Annotated in this window: 16 protein-coding genes; 3 read left to right on the forward strand and 13 right to left on the reverse strand. The window is 63.2% G+C overall.

What is annotated here, in order from left to right:
* Window positions 1–2: 2 nt before the first annotated feature.
* Window positions 3–1,109, reverse strand: coding sequence for a flavodoxin-dependent (E)-4-hydroxy-3-methylbut-2-enyl-diphosphate synthase (ispG, locus tag AB8717_RS16375; protein ID WP_443748382.1), 1,107 nt, complete (start codon window positions 1,107–1,109; stop codon window positions 3–5).
* Window positions 1,110–1,179: 70 nt separating this feature from the next.
* Entirely contained in the window at window positions 1,180–2,451 is a 1,272-nt protein-coding gene (locus AB8717_RS16380; protein ID WP_443748383.1) for a helix-turn-helix domain-containing protein, read from the reverse strand.
* Between the two features lie 223 nt (window positions 2,452–2,674).
* On the opposite strand from AB8717_RS16380, the gene AB8717_RS16385 reads away from it, so the two are divergent.
* A complete protein-coding gene (locus AB8717_RS16385; protein ID WP_443748384.1) occupies window positions 2,675–3,088 on the forward strand; it encodes an acyl dehydratase in 414 nt (137 codons plus the stop codon).
* A 329-nt stretch (window positions 3,089–3,417) separates the two neighbouring features.
* Here AB8717_RS16385 and AB8717_RS16390 read toward each other — a convergent pair whose 3' ends face one another.
* From AB8717_RS16390 to AB8717_RS16410, 5 genes are all read right to left on the reverse strand, one after another.
* A complete protein-coding gene (locus AB8717_RS16390) occupies window positions 3,418–4,152 on the reverse strand; it encodes a CPBP family glutamic-type intramembrane protease (protein ID WP_443748385.1) in 735 nt (244 codons plus the stop codon).
* A 43-nt stretch (window positions 4,153–4,195) separates the two neighbouring features.
* The gene (locus tag AB8717_RS16395; protein ID WP_443748386.1) at window positions 4,196–4,522 is read right to left on the reverse strand and encodes a hypothetical protein; all 327 of its coding nucleotides are present in this window, start codon (window positions 4,520–4,522) and stop codon (window positions 4,196–4,198) included.
* Entirely contained in the window at window positions 4,519–4,815 is a 297-nt protein-coding gene (locus AB8717_RS16400; protein WP_443748387.1) for a DUF2089 family protein, read from the reverse strand. Before AB8717_RS16400 ends, AB8717_RS16395 begins: the two co-directional genes overlap by 4 nt.
* 232 nt (window positions 4,816–5,047) lie before the next feature.
* The gene (locus AB8717_RS16405; RefSeq protein WP_443748388.1) at window positions 5,048–5,836 is read right to left on the reverse strand and encodes a SapC family protein; all 789 of its coding nucleotides are present in this window, start codon (window positions 5,834–5,836) and stop codon (window positions 5,048–5,050) included.
* Window positions 5,837–6,006: 170 nt separating this feature from the next.
* Window positions 6,007–8,115 (reverse strand): TonB-dependent receptor, encoded by a 2,109-nt coding sequence (locus tag AB8717_RS16410; RefSeq protein WP_443748389.1) that lies wholly within the window; start codon window positions 8,113–8,115, stop codon window positions 6,007–6,009.
* A 160-nt stretch (window positions 8,116–8,275) separates the two neighbouring features.
* On the opposite strand from AB8717_RS16410, the gene AB8717_RS16415 reads away from it, so the two are divergent.
* The gene (locus tag AB8717_RS16415) at window positions 8,276–8,770 is read left to right on the forward strand and encodes a Fur family transcriptional regulator (protein WP_443748390.1); all 495 of its coding nucleotides are present in this window, start codon (window positions 8,276–8,278) and stop codon (window positions 8,768–8,770) included.
* A 142-nt stretch (window positions 8,771–8,912) separates the two neighbouring features.
* Window positions 8,913–10,109 (forward strand): pentapeptide repeat-containing protein, encoded by a 1,197-nt coding sequence (locus AB8717_RS16420; RefSeq protein ID WP_443748391.1) that lies wholly within the window; start codon window positions 8,913–8,915, stop codon window positions 10,107–10,109.
* Between the two features lie 135 nt (window positions 10,110–10,244).
* On the opposite strand, the gene AB8717_RS16425 is transcribed toward AB8717_RS16420, so the two are convergent.
* The 6 genes from AB8717_RS16425 to AB8717_RS16450 form a co-directional block, all read right to left on the reverse strand.
* On the reverse strand, window positions 10,245–11,258 hold the full coding sequence (locus AB8717_RS16425; RefSeq protein ID WP_443748392.1) for a magnesium transporter CorA family protein: 1,014 nt from the start codon (window positions 11,256–11,258) through the stop codon (window positions 10,245–10,247).
* Between the two features lie 77 nt (window positions 11,259–11,335).
* On the reverse strand, window positions 11,336–11,989 hold the full coding sequence (locus tag AB8717_RS16430) for a CHAP domain-containing protein (protein WP_443748393.1): 654 nt from the start codon (window positions 11,987–11,989) through the stop codon (window positions 11,336–11,338).
* A gap of 233 nt (window positions 11,990–12,222) precedes the next feature.
* The gene (locus tag AB8717_RS16435) at window positions 12,223–13,335 is read right to left on the reverse strand and encodes an acyltransferase family protein (protein ID WP_443748394.1); all 1,113 of its coding nucleotides are present in this window, start codon (window positions 13,333–13,335) and stop codon (window positions 12,223–12,225) included.
* Between the two features lie 151 nt (window positions 13,336–13,486).
* A complete protein-coding gene (locus AB8717_RS16440) occupies window positions 13,487–13,873 on the reverse strand; it encodes a YdbL family protein (protein WP_443748395.1) in 387 nt (128 codons plus the stop codon).
* A gap of 13 nt (window positions 13,874–13,886) precedes the next feature.
* The gene (locus AB8717_RS16445; protein WP_443748396.1) at window positions 13,887–14,060 is read right to left on the reverse strand and encodes a YnbE family lipoprotein; all 174 of its coding nucleotides are present in this window, start codon (window positions 14,058–14,060) and stop codon (window positions 13,887–13,889) included.
* A gap of 75 nt (window positions 14,061–14,135) precedes the next feature.
* Complete coding sequence (locus tag AB8717_RS16450) at window positions 14,136–15,617, reverse strand: peptidoglycan DD-metalloendopeptidase family protein (RefSeq protein ID WP_443748397.1); 1,482 nt, start codon at window positions 15,615–15,617, stop codon at window positions 14,136–14,138.
* Between the last annotated feature and the right edge of the window lie 102 nt (window positions 15,618–15,719).

The raw sequence follows: 15,719 nt of genomic DNA on the forward strand, positions 1-15,719 counted from the left end.
AATCAGAGCTTCTCCGCGTGGGCCTCGACCAGCTCCACAATATGCTCGATCATGTCGGCATTGCTGAGCTTGTGGTCGGGCTTGCCGCCCATATAGACCATGCCGGCCCCGGCCCCGCCGCCGGTGAAGCCGATATCGGTATAGAGCGCCTCGCCCGGGCCGTTGACCACGCAGCCGATGATCGACAGCGACATCGGCTTGGCGATATGGGCCAGGCGCTCTTCCAGCTTGGCCACCGTATCGATGACATTGAAGCCCTGTCGGGCGCACGACGGGCAGGCGATGATGTTGACGCCGCGGTGGCGCAGGCCAAGCGATTTCAGCAGGTCGTATCCGACCTTGATTTCCTCGACCGGATCGGCGGCCAGCGAGACACGCACCGTATCGCCGATGCCCGACCACAAAAGGTTGCCCAGCCCGATCGATGACTTGATGGTGCCGATCCGCGTCGGACCGGCTTCGGTCACGCCGATATGCAACGGACAGTCGATGGCTTCGGCCAGGGCCTGGTAGGCGGCGACGGTCAAGAAGACGTCGGACGCCTTCACCGAAATCTTGAATTCGTGAAAGTCGTGATCGCGCAGGATGTTGGCGTGGAACAGGGCGCTTTCGACCATGGCTTCCGGGCACGGCTCGCCATACTTTTCCATCAGGTCCTTTTCCAGCGAACCGGCATTGACGCCGATACGCATGGAACAGCCATGGTCCTTGGCGGCCTGGACGACTTCGCGCACGCGGTCGGCCGAACCGATATTGCCGGGATTGATGCGCAGGCAGGCAGCGCCGGCCTCGGCGGCCTCGATGGCGCGCTTGTAGTGGAAATGGATGTCGGCGACGATCGGCACCTGGGCATGCTGGACGATGGTCTTGAGCGCGCGGGTCGATTCTACGTCGGGACAGGAAACCCGGACGATATCGGCCCCAGCCTCTTCCAGGGCGCGGATCTGTCCAAGGGTTGCCTCGGCGTCCGAGGTCAGGGTGTTGGTCATCGACTGCACCGAGATCGGCGCGTCGCCGCCCACCAGCACATTGCCGACGCGGATCTGGCGGCTCTTGCGGCGCTCGATCGTGCGCCACGGGCGGACATGGGTATGGTCGGCGGAACTCATGCGGTCACTTCCAGTGGGGATAGGCCCTATATCGGCTTTTACCGCCCGGACCGCAAGCCATCAGCCGGGTTTATTGCTGCGATGCATCCGCGGCGGTCGCCGCCGGTTCGGCTTCCGCCGGCGCGGCGCTGCTGCTGGTGTCCACAGCGGGCTTCGGCTTGATAACGGGCTTCACAGCCGCGGGCTTTGGCGCAGGCGCCGGGTTGGTCGGCAGATACGGCAGCGGCGCGGTCGACTTCGGGGTGGCGACCGGGCGCTGCGGCGCCGGCGCCGCCGAGCGGTAGACATCGCTGACCTGGCCGGCCGCCGCCTGGCGGGCATCGAGCTGCGCCGAAAGCTGGGCCGCCCGGGCATTCATCTTGCCGACCGGCGTCACAAGCGCTTCGATCGCACCGGCATATTCACCGTTGTAATACATCTCGAACGCCGAAGTGTCCGACACGTCGATCAGCAGGTCCTGCTGGCTGTTGGCCGGCAGCCGGAAGGCTTCGCCGGCGCCCAGCTGGTGCGCGAAATAGACAGTGCCGTCACTGCCGCGCATCACCAGGTTGACGCTCTTGGTCGCCTGGATGGTGACGCTGGAATTTTCGGGCTGCGAACCGTAGATGGCGCCACGCGGATTGAAGGCCTTGCGGCCCTGCAGCACGTCCTGGACCGGCACGGGCGCGGCCGAGGATTGATTGTGCGCCGCCTCGATCGACTGGAAACCGGCCTCGAGACCCGGCGTGACGTAGGCCGGCGGCACGTCCTGGTCCTGGGGCGCGGCCTTGGGCTTGGAAACATAGACCACGCCGTCGCGGATCAGCGGCTGGCCGACCGACCACGACTCGTTGCCCATGGCGCCCGGGCGGTTGAACTTGCTGAGATCGATCGGCTTGCGCTGCACGACGTTCCAGATAACGACCGCGGCCACAAGGCCCACCGCCGCCACGATATACATGCGGTAATTGGGCTTGACGTCTTCAAGCGAAGCCCCGGACGGCGCGTGCAGGCGGCCTTGCGGCTCGGACACGTCGCGCTTGTACATGTCGGCCAGGGTTTCCTCGTCGAGCCCCAGCGCTTTCGCATAAGCCTTGACGTAACCGATGGCGAAGGCGCGCGGCGGCAGGATGTCGTAGGCTGCCTGTTCGAAGGCTTCGAGATAGGCGCGGCGCACGCGCGTCATGTCGGCCATCTGCTCCAGCGTCCAGCCGCGCGCTTCGCGCGTCGTCCTCAGGATATCGGCCAGGTCGAAACGGTCGGGCAAGTGGTCGCGCGCATCGGCATAATGGGACACCGCCCCGCGATAGAGCCCCTGATAAGGCTCGTCTTCGATGGCATTGATGCTGTCGTTCGCACTCATGACTGTCCCGCACTCGTCGCTGCCGACAGAACCACAGGCAGGCCCCAGAATCAACCGGCGGACCGCCCCCTTGCCCTCGCCCGCCGCAATTTTTTCGACGGCGACCTGAAGTGCGTATACCCTGTCGTTCAGAGCGTCCGGCGGCACGCGCAAGTTGTTGCTCTTGTGCACAACTCGGTCTAAGACATCGCTCTCTTGTGACACCTGCAATGAGGTCGAAACCATGCCCGCCGCCTTTGACGATTTGTGGATCGGACAGGTTGCCTCTATTGGCGCCGCTGTCGTCTCCGAAGAAGACCTCAAGGCCTTCTGCAAGAGCTATGCCCCGACGTGGAACATCGACGACGGCCTGCCGGATTCGCTGATCTTCACGGTATGGTCGCGGCTGGAGGCCGAAGCGGCCGCGTCGTGGCCGCAGACCAAGCGGCTGGCGGTCGACGCCCTGCGGTGGATGCGGAACCCTCCGGCAGGCGAACTGCTGAAATGCCGCCTGACCATCATGGGCAAGGACGCCGTCGGCGACACCAAGGGCGTGGTCATCGCCCAGCACGACGTTATCGACGAAGCCGGCCGCCTGGTCTTCTCCTGCCTGACGCGGTCGGTGTTCCAGCGCAATCCGATGGCGCCCACGGCATAGGTGGATTCAAGAGGTCCACAGATTTCACAGATTGGATTTTGCCGGGGACAGGATTTCGCACCCGTCACGGACGAGGCAGCGCGAAGCGCATTTCTGCCCATTACGGCAAGACAGAAGACGTTCGACCAGACATCCGTGTCGCCGCGTAGCGGCTAATTTGTGCCGTAAGCGGACTTGCCCAATATGCGCGATACCCACTGGCCCTTGGCATACTGCGAAAATTGTCTTCGAACACAGCCGGTTCTTCGGCGCGGCCGGGCCAGGGCCGCTGGCGAGATGCGTTTGGCAGTCTCAAAGCGCCGCTCCAGCGCATTGTTTTGCATCATGTTTCAATGGATAAACCCCGGTAGGTGATACCCCAGGAAGATCAGGGTCAATGAGGCCGTGTCCATTAGCCCATGAGCGATGATCGGCGCCCACAGATTGCGCCCGGAAGCGAAATAAACGCCAGCAAGCACCGCGCCGATCCAGGCCGTCATCAGGACGCCGGCCGGCCCCTGTATGGCGTGCAGCAGGCCGAAAATCGCGGCCTGGCCCAGCACCGCCAGACAAATCCCGACAACGCCGTGGCCGAAGACCCCCTGCAGTCGATCCATGATAAAGCCGCGGACCAACAATTCTTCCCCGAAAGCGGCACTTCCCCATACGACCAATATGATCCAGGTCGCATATGCCGCCATATTGCCCTGGATCGACTGGCGGATATATCCGACATCGAGGGGCGCCCAGCCGGTCATGCGTTTCAGTACCTCGCCGATCGCCAAGGCGCCCCCCTGGCTCAGCATGATGGCAACGACGACCCAAACCGCGCAGGTCAACAAACTTTTCGGCCTGGTAAAGCCTATTGCGGCGTAGGACGTCTTCGACAAGTGCAGCATCCACGCGCCGGTCAATACGCCGCCCCACAGGGCCAGGCCGAGCACCGGCGTGCGCAACGGCGAAGGCAGATGCGGAGTGACAAATGTCCCGATCAAGGCCGACGCAACAAAGAGGCCGGCGACCGCGCCGACGATCTGTAGACCATATGCAAGGCGCGAAGCCGCGCTTCCCACGCTTGAAGCCATGAGAGTCTCCTTTTCATATTGGATTGCTGGATGTCCGGCGCGTTTAAAGTTCGCGCGCCGCGACCTTACGCTGTTCAGCCACGCGATAGCCTTTGAGCACGAATACGAGCGACAGGGCGTAACCTGCCCCGATCACGCCGCCGCTGATTGTCAGGGGCAGCGTTACATACAAGGGCTGATGCCCGCGCCACGCCACCAGACCGGCGGCGAGTAAGGCGAAGCCGAGGGCGATGATGGCGCGCCAAATCCCGACCACGATCGTACGATACCGGCCCTTGCTGATGGCCGGAGCTGCGAGGGCGGTCAGGCCGAGCGCGCACAAGCCGGTAAACCACAATGCCCCTTCGGGCGGAAACCACGCTTCACTCATCGCGCCACCTCCTTGCGATGCAAATCCAGAAGCTCCCTGGCTAGCCGAGGCTCGAGCTCGCCGCCGGCGACCAGGTCTTTCAAACGCGCGTGGAAGGGATCGATCCGTTCACTCTCTGCCAGGCGCAATCGCTCGATCACCTGATCGAGACGGGCACGGATCGTCGGATAGGATACACCGTATTCCACCGCCATCGCTTTCAACGATCCCGAGGTCAGCAGGAAGCTGCGGATAAAGCTGAGATCCTCAGCGGCAAGGTTTTTAACCCACTCCGGTAGCTTCGCGTCGCTCATGCCATCCACTTCAATTTTATTAAGTTGAGTTTAATAAAATTAAGGCGAATGGCAAGAAAAAAATCACGGCGCCGCCGATTCAGCCAACCGGCATTGGGCGGCGCATTGGCTCGACCGGAATCAAAAGCCGGTGTTTTAACGCTAAAATTTCAGCGTCTTAGCGCTAACGCGCGCAAACGAAAAAGGCTCCGGATCGCTCCGGAGCCTTTCGCAATTTCAGCAGTTCAGCGAATTACTGAACGGTGCCGTTGGCGTTGTTGCGCTCGATCGCCAGGGCAATCAGCTTGTCCCAGGCCAGCAGCGAGTTCAGGTGCGCGTAGATGTGCGTCAGGGCGCCGTTGTCGCGCAGTTCGACCAGCTTGTCGCCGGTCAGCGCGGCCATCTTGGCCTCGTCGACGGCGAAGTATTCAGCGATCTTTTGCGGCTCGCCGGCCGAGCCATCCGGATTTTGCGGACGGTAGATGGTTTCGCGCGGCGCCAGCAGGTCGAGACCGCGCAGCAGCTCGACGAAGGACTCGGTGCGGCGGCGCTCGGTTTCGAAGTCCGTGCAGAACTGCATGGCGTTCTCGACGAACGGGGTCGCCTTGCCGCCTTCGAAGAAGGGCACGTCCGGATTGGAGCGGGTGACCATCGGCGCTTCCGAGTCGACGCACAGGATCATGCGCTCTTCGCGCTCGTCGTTGGCGAAGACGAAGGGATAGCGGCGGGCGAAGGCCGGCAGGTAGGCGTCCGACTTGAACAGGCCTTCCGGCGATACGAACAGGTTCTGACCGGCCGACAGGCCCATGGCCGCAACCGGCATGTAGTTTTCGCCGATGAAGACGATCGGGAAGCTCAGCGACGCCGCCGGGAATTCGGCGACCGTCAGCGGCACGACGTTGGTTTCGGCAACGAAGGCATGCGGCGTCGGCAGGGCGACGATGCCCATTGCGCCGTGCGTATCCGGGCTGAGCGGCTCGGGGTTCTTATAGAAGAGGACGTTCCCTGTCAGAGTGGCGTCGTTATTTTGCTCTTGGGCCATTGGTCACTTAGGTCAGTTGAGAAAAAGCGAGCCTCGCTTCTAGCGCATGGCGTTGCGGCGGGCAAGTGACGTAACAGAAGAAGGGAATGGGACACGCCTTCGTGTCCCATTTGGGATTATGTTGTATTGTTTTGGGAAGCTTTTCACGCATCTCCTGAACCTGCCGCAGATCAGAAATCCTTGCTCAGGCCGACGAAGACACCCCGGCGCGGGCCCCATTGCGGCGCGCCGACGCCGATGCCGCCGCCATCGCGGATTTCATAGGCCCGGTCGAACAGGTTGACGATGTCCAGGCGGGCTTCGATGCCGTGCGCGAACTCGTGGCTGACGCCGGCATTGACCTGGACATAGGCCGGCAAGCGGCCGCCATTGGGCACCGCGCCGTCCGTGCGCAGCCCCGAACCGTAGATGGCGTCCATCGACAGCCGCGTCTTGCCGATGCGCCAGGTCATCCCGGTCGAGGCCGAAGTGCGCTGGTCGTGGTCGACAAAGATGAAATGGTTCACCACATAAGCCTGGTCGGCCGGATCGAAGTTGAACTGCGACGACACGATGTCGCGGCCCTGTGCCCTGGAGAAGGCCAGGTTGGCGTAGGCCGTGAACGGGCCGTTCTGGTAGTTGGCGGTGAATTCGACGCCCGAATTGCGGCCATACTTGTAATTGAACGGCGTCAGGATGATCGGCGCGCCGAACTGGCCTTCGTCGAGCAGATAGCGCGCCACGCGGTGATAGGCGTCGACGCCCAGCGTCAGGTTAGGCGTGACGACCTGTTCCAGCCCCAGGTCGTAATAGTTGTCGCGCTGGGCATACGGCAGGTCGTTGGTGCCCGAAATGTCGAAAGACGTGCCCGCGAACAGGGACTGGGTCTGGCTGGCGATCAGTTCGTAGGGCGGCGGCGTGAAGTAACGCGCATAGCCGCCATGCACCGTCGTGCCCTTCAGCGGCGTCCATACGAAGTTGATGCGAGGGCTCCACTGGTCCTCGGTGCGGTAAGACTTCAGCTTGTCGTAGCGCAGGCCGTAGTTCAGCGTGAATTCCGGCAGGATCGCCCATTCATCCTGGACATAGGCGCTGAGCGTCGTCGAGTTCTGGCGGCCGGAGTCGTTGATGACGACCGGCACGTCCGAGGTCTGGTCGCCGTTCATGTCGAGGTCAAAGACGTGGCTGACCGTCTTCGACGTCGAGCGGTCGATCGACACGATCACCCCGCCGCGCAGCGTATGCGACGGCGTGATGCTCCATGAGCCTTCCGCCTGGATGCCGGCGGCGGCGTCCTGCTTGTCGGCACCCTGGGCGATGCCGTTGAAGGCCAGTTCGCCGTCCCAGTCGGGCGTATAGGTCAGCTGCGACTGGCGCGCGAACAGCGAGATCTGGCCCGTCGCGTGATCACTGGTCTTCAGGTAGGACACGATGGCGTAGTCGGTCGTCTCCTTCTGGCGCGAATTGAGGTTTTCGCTGAAGACCCTGTCGACGCCGTTGACGCGGTAGCCCGCCCCGTCGTCGACAGAATTCAGGCCCGGCGTGTTGGGCAGCTGAAAGCTCTGGTCCGACACGCCGGCGATCAGCGATACGCGGCTGGTGTCGTCGATAATGTGGTCGAAATAGCCGAAGCCGATCAGCTGTGCCGTGCGGTCGTGCGGCGGCGTGTCGGTATTGTACGGGCTTTCGATGCCCAACTGCGACTGCTGGTAGCTCAGCGAGCCGAAGGCGGTGTTGCTGCCCGAGGTGCCGCCATAGGTGACACCCGTCTGATACTGGCCATGGCTGCCGCCGTAGACGGACACTTCACCGCCCGGCTTGGCGCCGGACAGGGTCGACATGTTGATGACCGCCGCGGTGCGCAGGCCGTACTGGGCCGGAAGCGCGCCCGTGATCATCTGGACGTTGGAAGCAAAGCGAGGGCTCAGGACCTGGCCGAAATTGCTCAGGCCCTCGGGCAGGATGACGCCGTTCAGGCGATACTGGACGCCGTTATGGTCGCCGCGAATGTGAAGCTGGCCGTAGGAATCCTGCGTCACGCCCGGGGCCTGCAGGATGACCTGGTTCAGGCCGACATTGTCGCCGCCCGGCAAGCTGGCGATCAGTTCCTTAGGCAGCGACACGCTCGACGCCCCGATATCGGGCTGGATGGCGGCGCGCGCCGCGTCGAGCCGGTGCGCCCGGACGATGACCACGCTTTCGGTCGGCGCATCCTTGCTGTCCTCTGCGCGCGCCGCCCCCGTCAGGGCGAGAAGCGACAATCCGGCCAGAAGGGCGGCTTTGGAAGACGGCGAGCGCATGAGGACTCCGGAGGCTTGGCGATGCTGCGTATGCGAAACGAGTATGTAATATTGTAACGCCCGTCAATAGCGAAATGATACATTATTACATTTTTTGCCCATATCGGGCCGCAATGGATTGCCGGTTGCGAAATCGTCCGCCGCACCCTAATTTAAGAGCATGAGTCACGCTTGCGGCCACCACGATCATGATCACACCCCGGCACCGGGGAATACAGCGGCGCGTCTCGCCGAAGCCCAGGCCATGTGCGCCGAAGCCGGCGAACGCATGACGACGTCGCGCCTGCGCACGTACGAGCTGATCCTCGAAGCGTCGGCGCCGGTCAAGGCCTACGACGTCATAGACCGCTTCCATCCCGACGGCGCGGCCAAGCCGCCGACCGTCTATCGCGCGCTCAGCTTCCTGGAACAGATGGGTCTGATTCACCGCATCGAAAGCCTCAACGCCTTTGTGGCTTGCGGCGCCGGTGACCACGCCGCGCGCGAAGGTCATACGGCGGGCTTCCTGCTGTGCGACTGCTGCGGCCAGAGCGTCGAGATCGCCCTGCCCGCGCTTACCGCCGTCGACAGCCGCGCCGCCGAGGCCGGTTTCAAGGTCAATCGCATCACGCTGGAAGCTCGCGGCCTGTGCCAGGCGTGCGGCAAGGACAGCTGATATTGCAAAATAATACCGTTTCCGGCTGAAACGCGAATTGCGATCACACTTTGTTAGGGTTACCGGCGCAAACAGAGCGAGCTCGCTTTAACGCGCGACTCGTGCAAACGTTTTAATAGATGCCTTCTCAACCGCCGCGCTCATGACTGCCGCCACACTTCAGCTTATCGATCCGGTTTCGCTGCGCAACATCCTGGACCTGCACGCCATGTTCAAGGCGCAGAAGGCCGGGGGGCGCATCGCCAATCTCAGCTATATCGACCTGACCGACATGAAGCTGGAAGGCGTCGACCTCAGCGACGCCAACCTGACCGGCGCCCGGCTGTATGGCGCATCCCTGCGCGACGCCATCCTCATGCGCGCCAACCTGTTCGGCGCCGACCTGCGCAATGCCGACCTGCGCTTTGCTCGTCTCGACCGCGCCGATATGCGCGGCGCCTGTCTGCGCGGCGCCAATCTGACCGCCGCCTCGCTGATCGGGGCCGACCTGCGCGAAGGCCAGATCGCCTTCAAGGACGACAAGCAGGGCCTGCGCCTGATGAAGCACGAGCGCAAGCCCGGCGAGTTGGACTACGCCATCCTGAGCGGCGCCGACCTGTCCGGTGCGCGCATGATCGGCACGGCCGCCATCTCGACCGACTTCAGCGACGCCAACCTGACCGGCACCATCATGTCGCAGGCCAAGCTGCGCAAGGCCAATCTCGACGGCGCCGTCCTCAACGGCACCGACCTGTCGGGCGCCGACGTCACCGGCGCGACGCTCCGCGGCGCCATCATGGTCGATACGGCGACCGCCGGCTGCAATCTCAGCGAGGCCGACACGGCCGACATCCTGTCAACGCCGATCAGCGTCTATATCGACGACGAACCGCTCGATACCGTGCTCGGCCATCATGAAGCCTGGGTGCGCACCGGCGGCGCCAAGGGGACACGCCAGTCGCTGAACGGCGTCGATTTCCGTCTTGTCCTGGACATGCGCAAACGTTCCCTGTCGACACTCGACGCCGCCGAAAGCGTGTTCGTCGGGCTGGATCTGAGCGGGATCGAATTGCAGGGCGCCAACCTGGTCAATGCCGACCTGCGCCGCTGCAACCTGAAGGGCGCCGACCTGCGCGGCGCGCGCCTGCAAGGCGCCAAATTGAACCACGCCGACCTGGAAGGGGCGAACCTCGGGCCGCTCGACCTCGGCGGCGGGCGGCTGCTGCGCACCGACATGACGGGCGCCGTGCTCAACCACGCCAGCTTCGTCAATGCCGACCTGACGCGCGCCCGCATGATCGGCGTGACCGCCGACAACGTTAAAGACAAGGGCGCGAATTATACCTTAGCTGAACGCTAGAGCGCGATCCAAAAAGTGTGACGCACTTTTTGGACACATTGCGCACCACGAAGCGTTGTCCTGCGCTGTTTGAGGACAGTGCGCGGCGGGCCGTCGCCCTTGCCGAAGCCTGCGCCTTCGGAGACCCGCCTTTGATCAGATCCAGCGGAACTTGCGGAAAACCCAAAGCAGGGCGCCGGTGATCACCAGCATCAGCACCACGACGATCCAGAACGACTGAGGATTGTGCAGCCCCGGCATGGCTTCGAAATTCATGCCGTAGATCGACGCGATCAATGTCAGCGGCAGGAAGATGACCGAGGTGATCGAGATCACCTTGACGATATTGTTCTGCTCGAGATTGATCAGCCCCAGCGCCGCATCGAGCAGGAAGGTGATGTTGCCGGTGACATAGGAGGCGTGGTCGCTGAGTGACGTCACGTCCTGGCCCATGGTGCGCAGGCGGTCGTGCCAGTCGCGCGCATCCTCGCCCTTCAGGCCTGTCGCTTCGCGCTCCAGCCCCACGGCAAAGGCTGTCAGCCGCGCCAGCGATACCAGCGAATCGCGCGCCTTGGCGATGTCGTTCTGCGCGCGGCCGAGCTGGTTCAGGATGGTCTCCAGCTTTTCCTGGCGGCGCGGCCGGAAGATGGCGCGCGACAGGGCGTCCATATTGCCCGCCACCTTTTCGATCAGGTCGGCCGTCCGGTCGATCACCACGTCGATCAGGTTGAGAAATGTCATGGCGCCGCTGGCGCACAGGACCGGCTGCTTTTCGATATGTTCGGCAAAGATGGAGAACGAGGCCGGGTCGACATACCGGATGGTGACCAGCCGCCCCTTGGTCAGGACAAAGGTTACCGGCCCGGTCTGCAACTGCTCCTGGCCGCCGAAAAAGGCCACCAGCGCCGTCATAAAGGCCGCCCCCTCCTCCATATAGAGGCGGCTCGAGGTCTCGATCTCGTCCATGTCCTCGCGCGTCGGCAGGAGCACGCCCAGGCGCTCCTCAAGGCTCAGCTCCTCGTCGCGGGTGGGATTGAGCAGGTCGATCCACACGGCGTGCTCACCGACCTCGACGCCGTGATTCGTGTAATGGAGAGCGTGCAGCGGCCCGTGCCCGGCGTCGGTCACCGGATGGCGCGCCGACGGACTACAGGTGTGGATGGTCAGCATGCCGTGCCCCCGAATCAAAAACGCCGGTGAGTGATCTCACCGGCGCCGAAATGAGCCTGAAAAAGGCCTGTCGTCAATTATTGGGCGCTACCGCGCACATTGTGCAGGTCGATGTCCTTGCTGGCGTTGCGCGTGGCGTCGACGCTGGAGTCGAGCTTGGCGACCAGCTCCTTGGCCGAGGTGCCGGTGACGCGGGCCGACACGGTGACCGGGCGCACGGCCACGGCGGTGTTGGCGGGCGTCAGGGCCTGGCGCAGGTCGGTCGGCAGTTCGGCCGGCTGGGTGTTGGCGGCGACCTGAAGCGGCGCGCGTTCCAGCGGCTTGGCCGGGACCTGCTCGATCTTGGCCTGCTGCAGCTGGCCGGCATTATAGATGAAGCCGTAGGTCGTATAGACGGTGGTGCCCAGGTCGTTCAACGGGCCATACCATACCTTGACCTTGCTCCAGTCGCCCTTGTCCGACACGTCCAGCACATTGACGTGGTCTTCGACGCGGCCGCGGTGACCGTTGACCGGCGACCAGTTGGCGTGGGTGATCTGGATGTAGCGATCGGTGATGATCTGCGACACCACGGCGACGTGGCCCAGCTTCATCTTGCCCTGCGACTTGAACACAAGCACCGCGCCCGGCTTGGGCGTCTGGCCTTCGTCATACTTGCCGGTGGCTTTTTCCCACCAGGTCCATGCGTCACCGAAGATCTGCATGCCGGTGAGCTGACGTGCGAAGGTCACGCACTGTAAGTACGGGCTGCTGGAAGTTGCCTTTTCGGCCGAGATTTTGGTCGTTCTGTGGGTCGTGGTCTTCGCTTCAAGCGAACCGGCGGCACAAAGGGTGGTTACGGCACAAATCAACGCCGACAAGGTTTTCCGCATGCACTCATACTCCGTCACTGTTAGTCCTGTGACGTGGGTACAACAGAAAAATAAAATTTCAAAGTGCCATTCGCGTGATGGGCGTAAAAAAATTAACGCTGTTTTGCGAGCTTGTAACCCAGTTTGTTAACCATTTGCTCGCCGCACCGGCGAACAATTCGCCTGAACGGCAGCTCGACCAGATGGTGGGCCAGCATGGACAGCGGCACCAGGGCAATCAACCCGGCAAACCACCAGGTGAAAGGCAGGCCTTCATCGCCCAGATTGAGGACGGCATGGACTGCCTTCAGGAATACCCACTTCCATGGCACATAAATCATGTACGTGGCAAAGCTAATTTCACCCAAGTACACAAGAATTTTCGACGACAGGATGCCCGGGCGGTCGCGGTCGAGGCCGCCGACCGAGAGAATCATCAGGCCCAGCGCCAGGACGATCAGGACATCGATATGGGGCTTGTCGGCGCCGAAGCTGGCCGCCGCAACGACGATCAGGCTGGCCGCCGCCGTGCCGAAGCGGGCGATCCACGGACTGGCCACCGCCCCTCCCCGCCAGGCGAGATACAGCGACGCGCCGAACAGGAAGGCCGGAACGATTCGCAGCGCGCCCCACTGGAAGGTGGCGTGCGTCAGGTTGAAACTGGCCACCGCGCTGAAGACGAGATTGAGGCCGATCAGGAAGGCCGCGGCCAGGCCCACAGCCAGGATCGGGCGTTCCCGCAGACGCCACGCCAGGGTCGCAGTCACCGGGAAGGTCAGGTAGGCGAACCATTCGGCCGAGATCGACCAGGACGGATGATTGAACGCCGCCGTCGGCGCCAGGCCCCAGGACTGCATCAGCAGCAGGTGCGCCGGCAGGGCCGACCAGTTGGCGGCATTGGGATCGAGTTGCACGCCCTTGATGGCCGCCGCGCCGATCAGCAGCAGGGTGAACAGCAGCGTGGCGATATGCAGCGGATAGACGCGCGCCAGGCGATGGATGACGAACTGGCGATAGTCGAATTGCTTGCGCCCGAAATCCTCGAGATAGACGTAGGACAGGATGAAGCCCGACAGGACGAAGAACAGGTCGACGCCCAGATAGCCCTTGTCGATCAGCCCGAATTGCACGGGCGGATGAAGCTCCTTGATATAGGTATAGAGCACGACCCACAGGGCGGCGAAGAACCGCAGCGAGGTCAGGGGCTTCAAGAGATCTTTGGTCATAGTCAATCCTGCCGGTCCCGGAACGAGACTTGGGCAACGCCGATGCACGATACGGGCCACCGGCAAAGAAAGCGTGAACACCTTTCCACACAAGGAAAAGCCCCCGGCGACCAGGTCACCGGGGGCTTAATCGTAATTCACTATGGTACAGTTACTTCTGCTTCCACGCGCCCGAGGCGTCGCGGTAATATTGTCCCGCAGACAGCTTAGGGAAGATGACATTGGTAAAGGCCGACTGGCCGGCGGCGTCAACCGAAACGCCGTTCTTGGCGGCGGCCTGGCCGTAGACTTCCCGGCGGCCGGCATTGATTTCGTCGACCGCGGCCTTGAGGCCGGCATCGCCGGCGCCGTGGACGAAGCCCAGGAAGCCGTCGGACTGTTCGCCGACCGTGCCCTTGGCCTTGGCGGCGTCGACCAGCGCCTTGGACGTCGCGACATCGGCCGAAGCCGGCGTGGCGATCAGCGCCGTGGCGGCAACGCCCGAACCGGCGATCATCAGCGCGGTCAGGGCAATCTTCATGACAGACAGGGTTTTCATGGTTCAGCCCTCCTTAAAACAGGTTCGGGTTCTGCTGGACCAGGGCCTTCACGTCCTGATCGAGCTGGACCTTAACGTTGACATCAAGCTTGGCGTAGATGGGCGCCAGGTTGACATTGACATTGACCGACGGCGTGCACGCCGCCAGGCTTAAGGTCGCCGCGACGGCGGCCAGTGCTTGCTTCATGGATCGCTCCTATCCCGTGACCTCATAAACGATAGTCGCAGATATAGGCTGAACCGGGGCTGAACGGAAAGAGCGTTATTTCATGCCGCGCGTCGACGACAGCGCCGGACGCAGGGGCATGAGGGTGTTGGCGCGGACGCGACTGGGTTCGGTCTGGGCCAGGGCCATCGGACGCGCCGTGGCATCGTCGTGTTCGTAATGATAGGCGCCGGCCTTCATGGCCAGGGCTTCAGTCTGCGACTTGTCGTCCGAACGCTTGACGTCGGCCATGGCGATCATGGTGTCGATCTCACGCTTACGCGCGCGGAAGGCGACCATGTCCGTGCCCTGCAGCAGGTTCGATTCCGGCACCTTGGCGCTTTTCGGGTCGATGGGCGTATGATCGTGCCACACTTCGAAGTGCAGGTGCGGGCCCGTCGAGCGGCCGGTCGTGCCGACATAGCCGATGACCTGCCCCTGCGTCACGTGTTGGCCGGGACGCACGGCGATCGCCGACATGTGGCCGTAGCCCGTTTCCCAGTCGCGGTTGTGGCCGATACGGACCCAGCGGCCGTAACCGCCCCACCACTTGGCGTCCTCGACGACCCCGTCGCCTGCGGCCAGGATCGGCGTGCCGATCGGCGCGGCGAAGTCGATGCCGGTATGCATCTTGTTGAAGCCCAGGATCGGGTGAAAGCGCATGCCGAAGGTCGACGAAATGCGCGCGCCGTAGACCGGGGTGGTCAGCAGGAAGCCGCGGATGTTCTTGCCGGTCTCGTCGAAGAACTGGATCTCGTTCGTGCCCTTGGGCTGGTACGAATAGAAACGGTCGGTGCCGCCCTTGGCTTCGATTTCGGCATAGAGCAGGTTGCCGGCTTCGACCGTGCGGCCGCTTTCGGTAACCTTGCGATCGAAGACCAGCTTGAAGGTATCGCCCGACTGGATGTCGCGTTCGAAGTCGACCTTGTGCTGGAACAGCGACAGGACCTGCTTGGTCAGGGCCGGCGTGGCGCCCAGCGCCGCAGCCGAAGTAAAGAGCGAGCCGTCGAAGGTGCCAATGGCGACGCGGCGTTCGTCGCGCACCGATTCTTCCAGGGCGCGGATGCGCATGGCGCCGTCACGCGTCGTCGTCAGGGTCAGTTGCTTGGCCGGGCCGGTGCGCAGGGTCAGGCCCAGCAGCTGCGCCTGGCCGTCGCCGTCGGACGGCTTGGCGATGGCGGCTTCCAGCGTCATGCCGGCCTTCACGCTGTTGACATTGACTGCCTTGGACAAAAGATCGGCAGCAGCCTTGGCTTCGTTCGGCGCTACACCGGCGCGGACCACGGCGTCGGCCAGACTTTCGCCGGCCTTCAGGGAAATGGGAACATCGACAGGCTGGCTGTAGCCCGGACGCGCGGCGGCTTCGGCATAGGCCTGGGTTTCAAGCGCGATCGCGGTCGCCGGATCGAGCGGCTTGACATCGCCCTGCAGCGGCGTGAGCACGCGGAACAGCAGGGTTCCAATCGTCAACGCGGTCGCCGATGCGAAGATCATCGGCGTCAGACGGACCGGTTGGCGGCGTGGGTCGAGTTGGGCCATGGTACGCGAGTTACATCCTGTTCGTCGGTGGCTGGCCGTTTCTCGGCCAACGGCAAGGGTCTTCAAACGCATGCGGCGTTCCCGGTACTTTCGACGGGAAAT

This window comes from Asticcacaulis solisilvae (assembly GCF_052327315.1).
Lineage (GTDB): Bacteria > Pseudomonadota > Alphaproteobacteria > Caulobacterales > Caulobacteraceae > Asticcacaulis > Asticcacaulis solisilvae_B.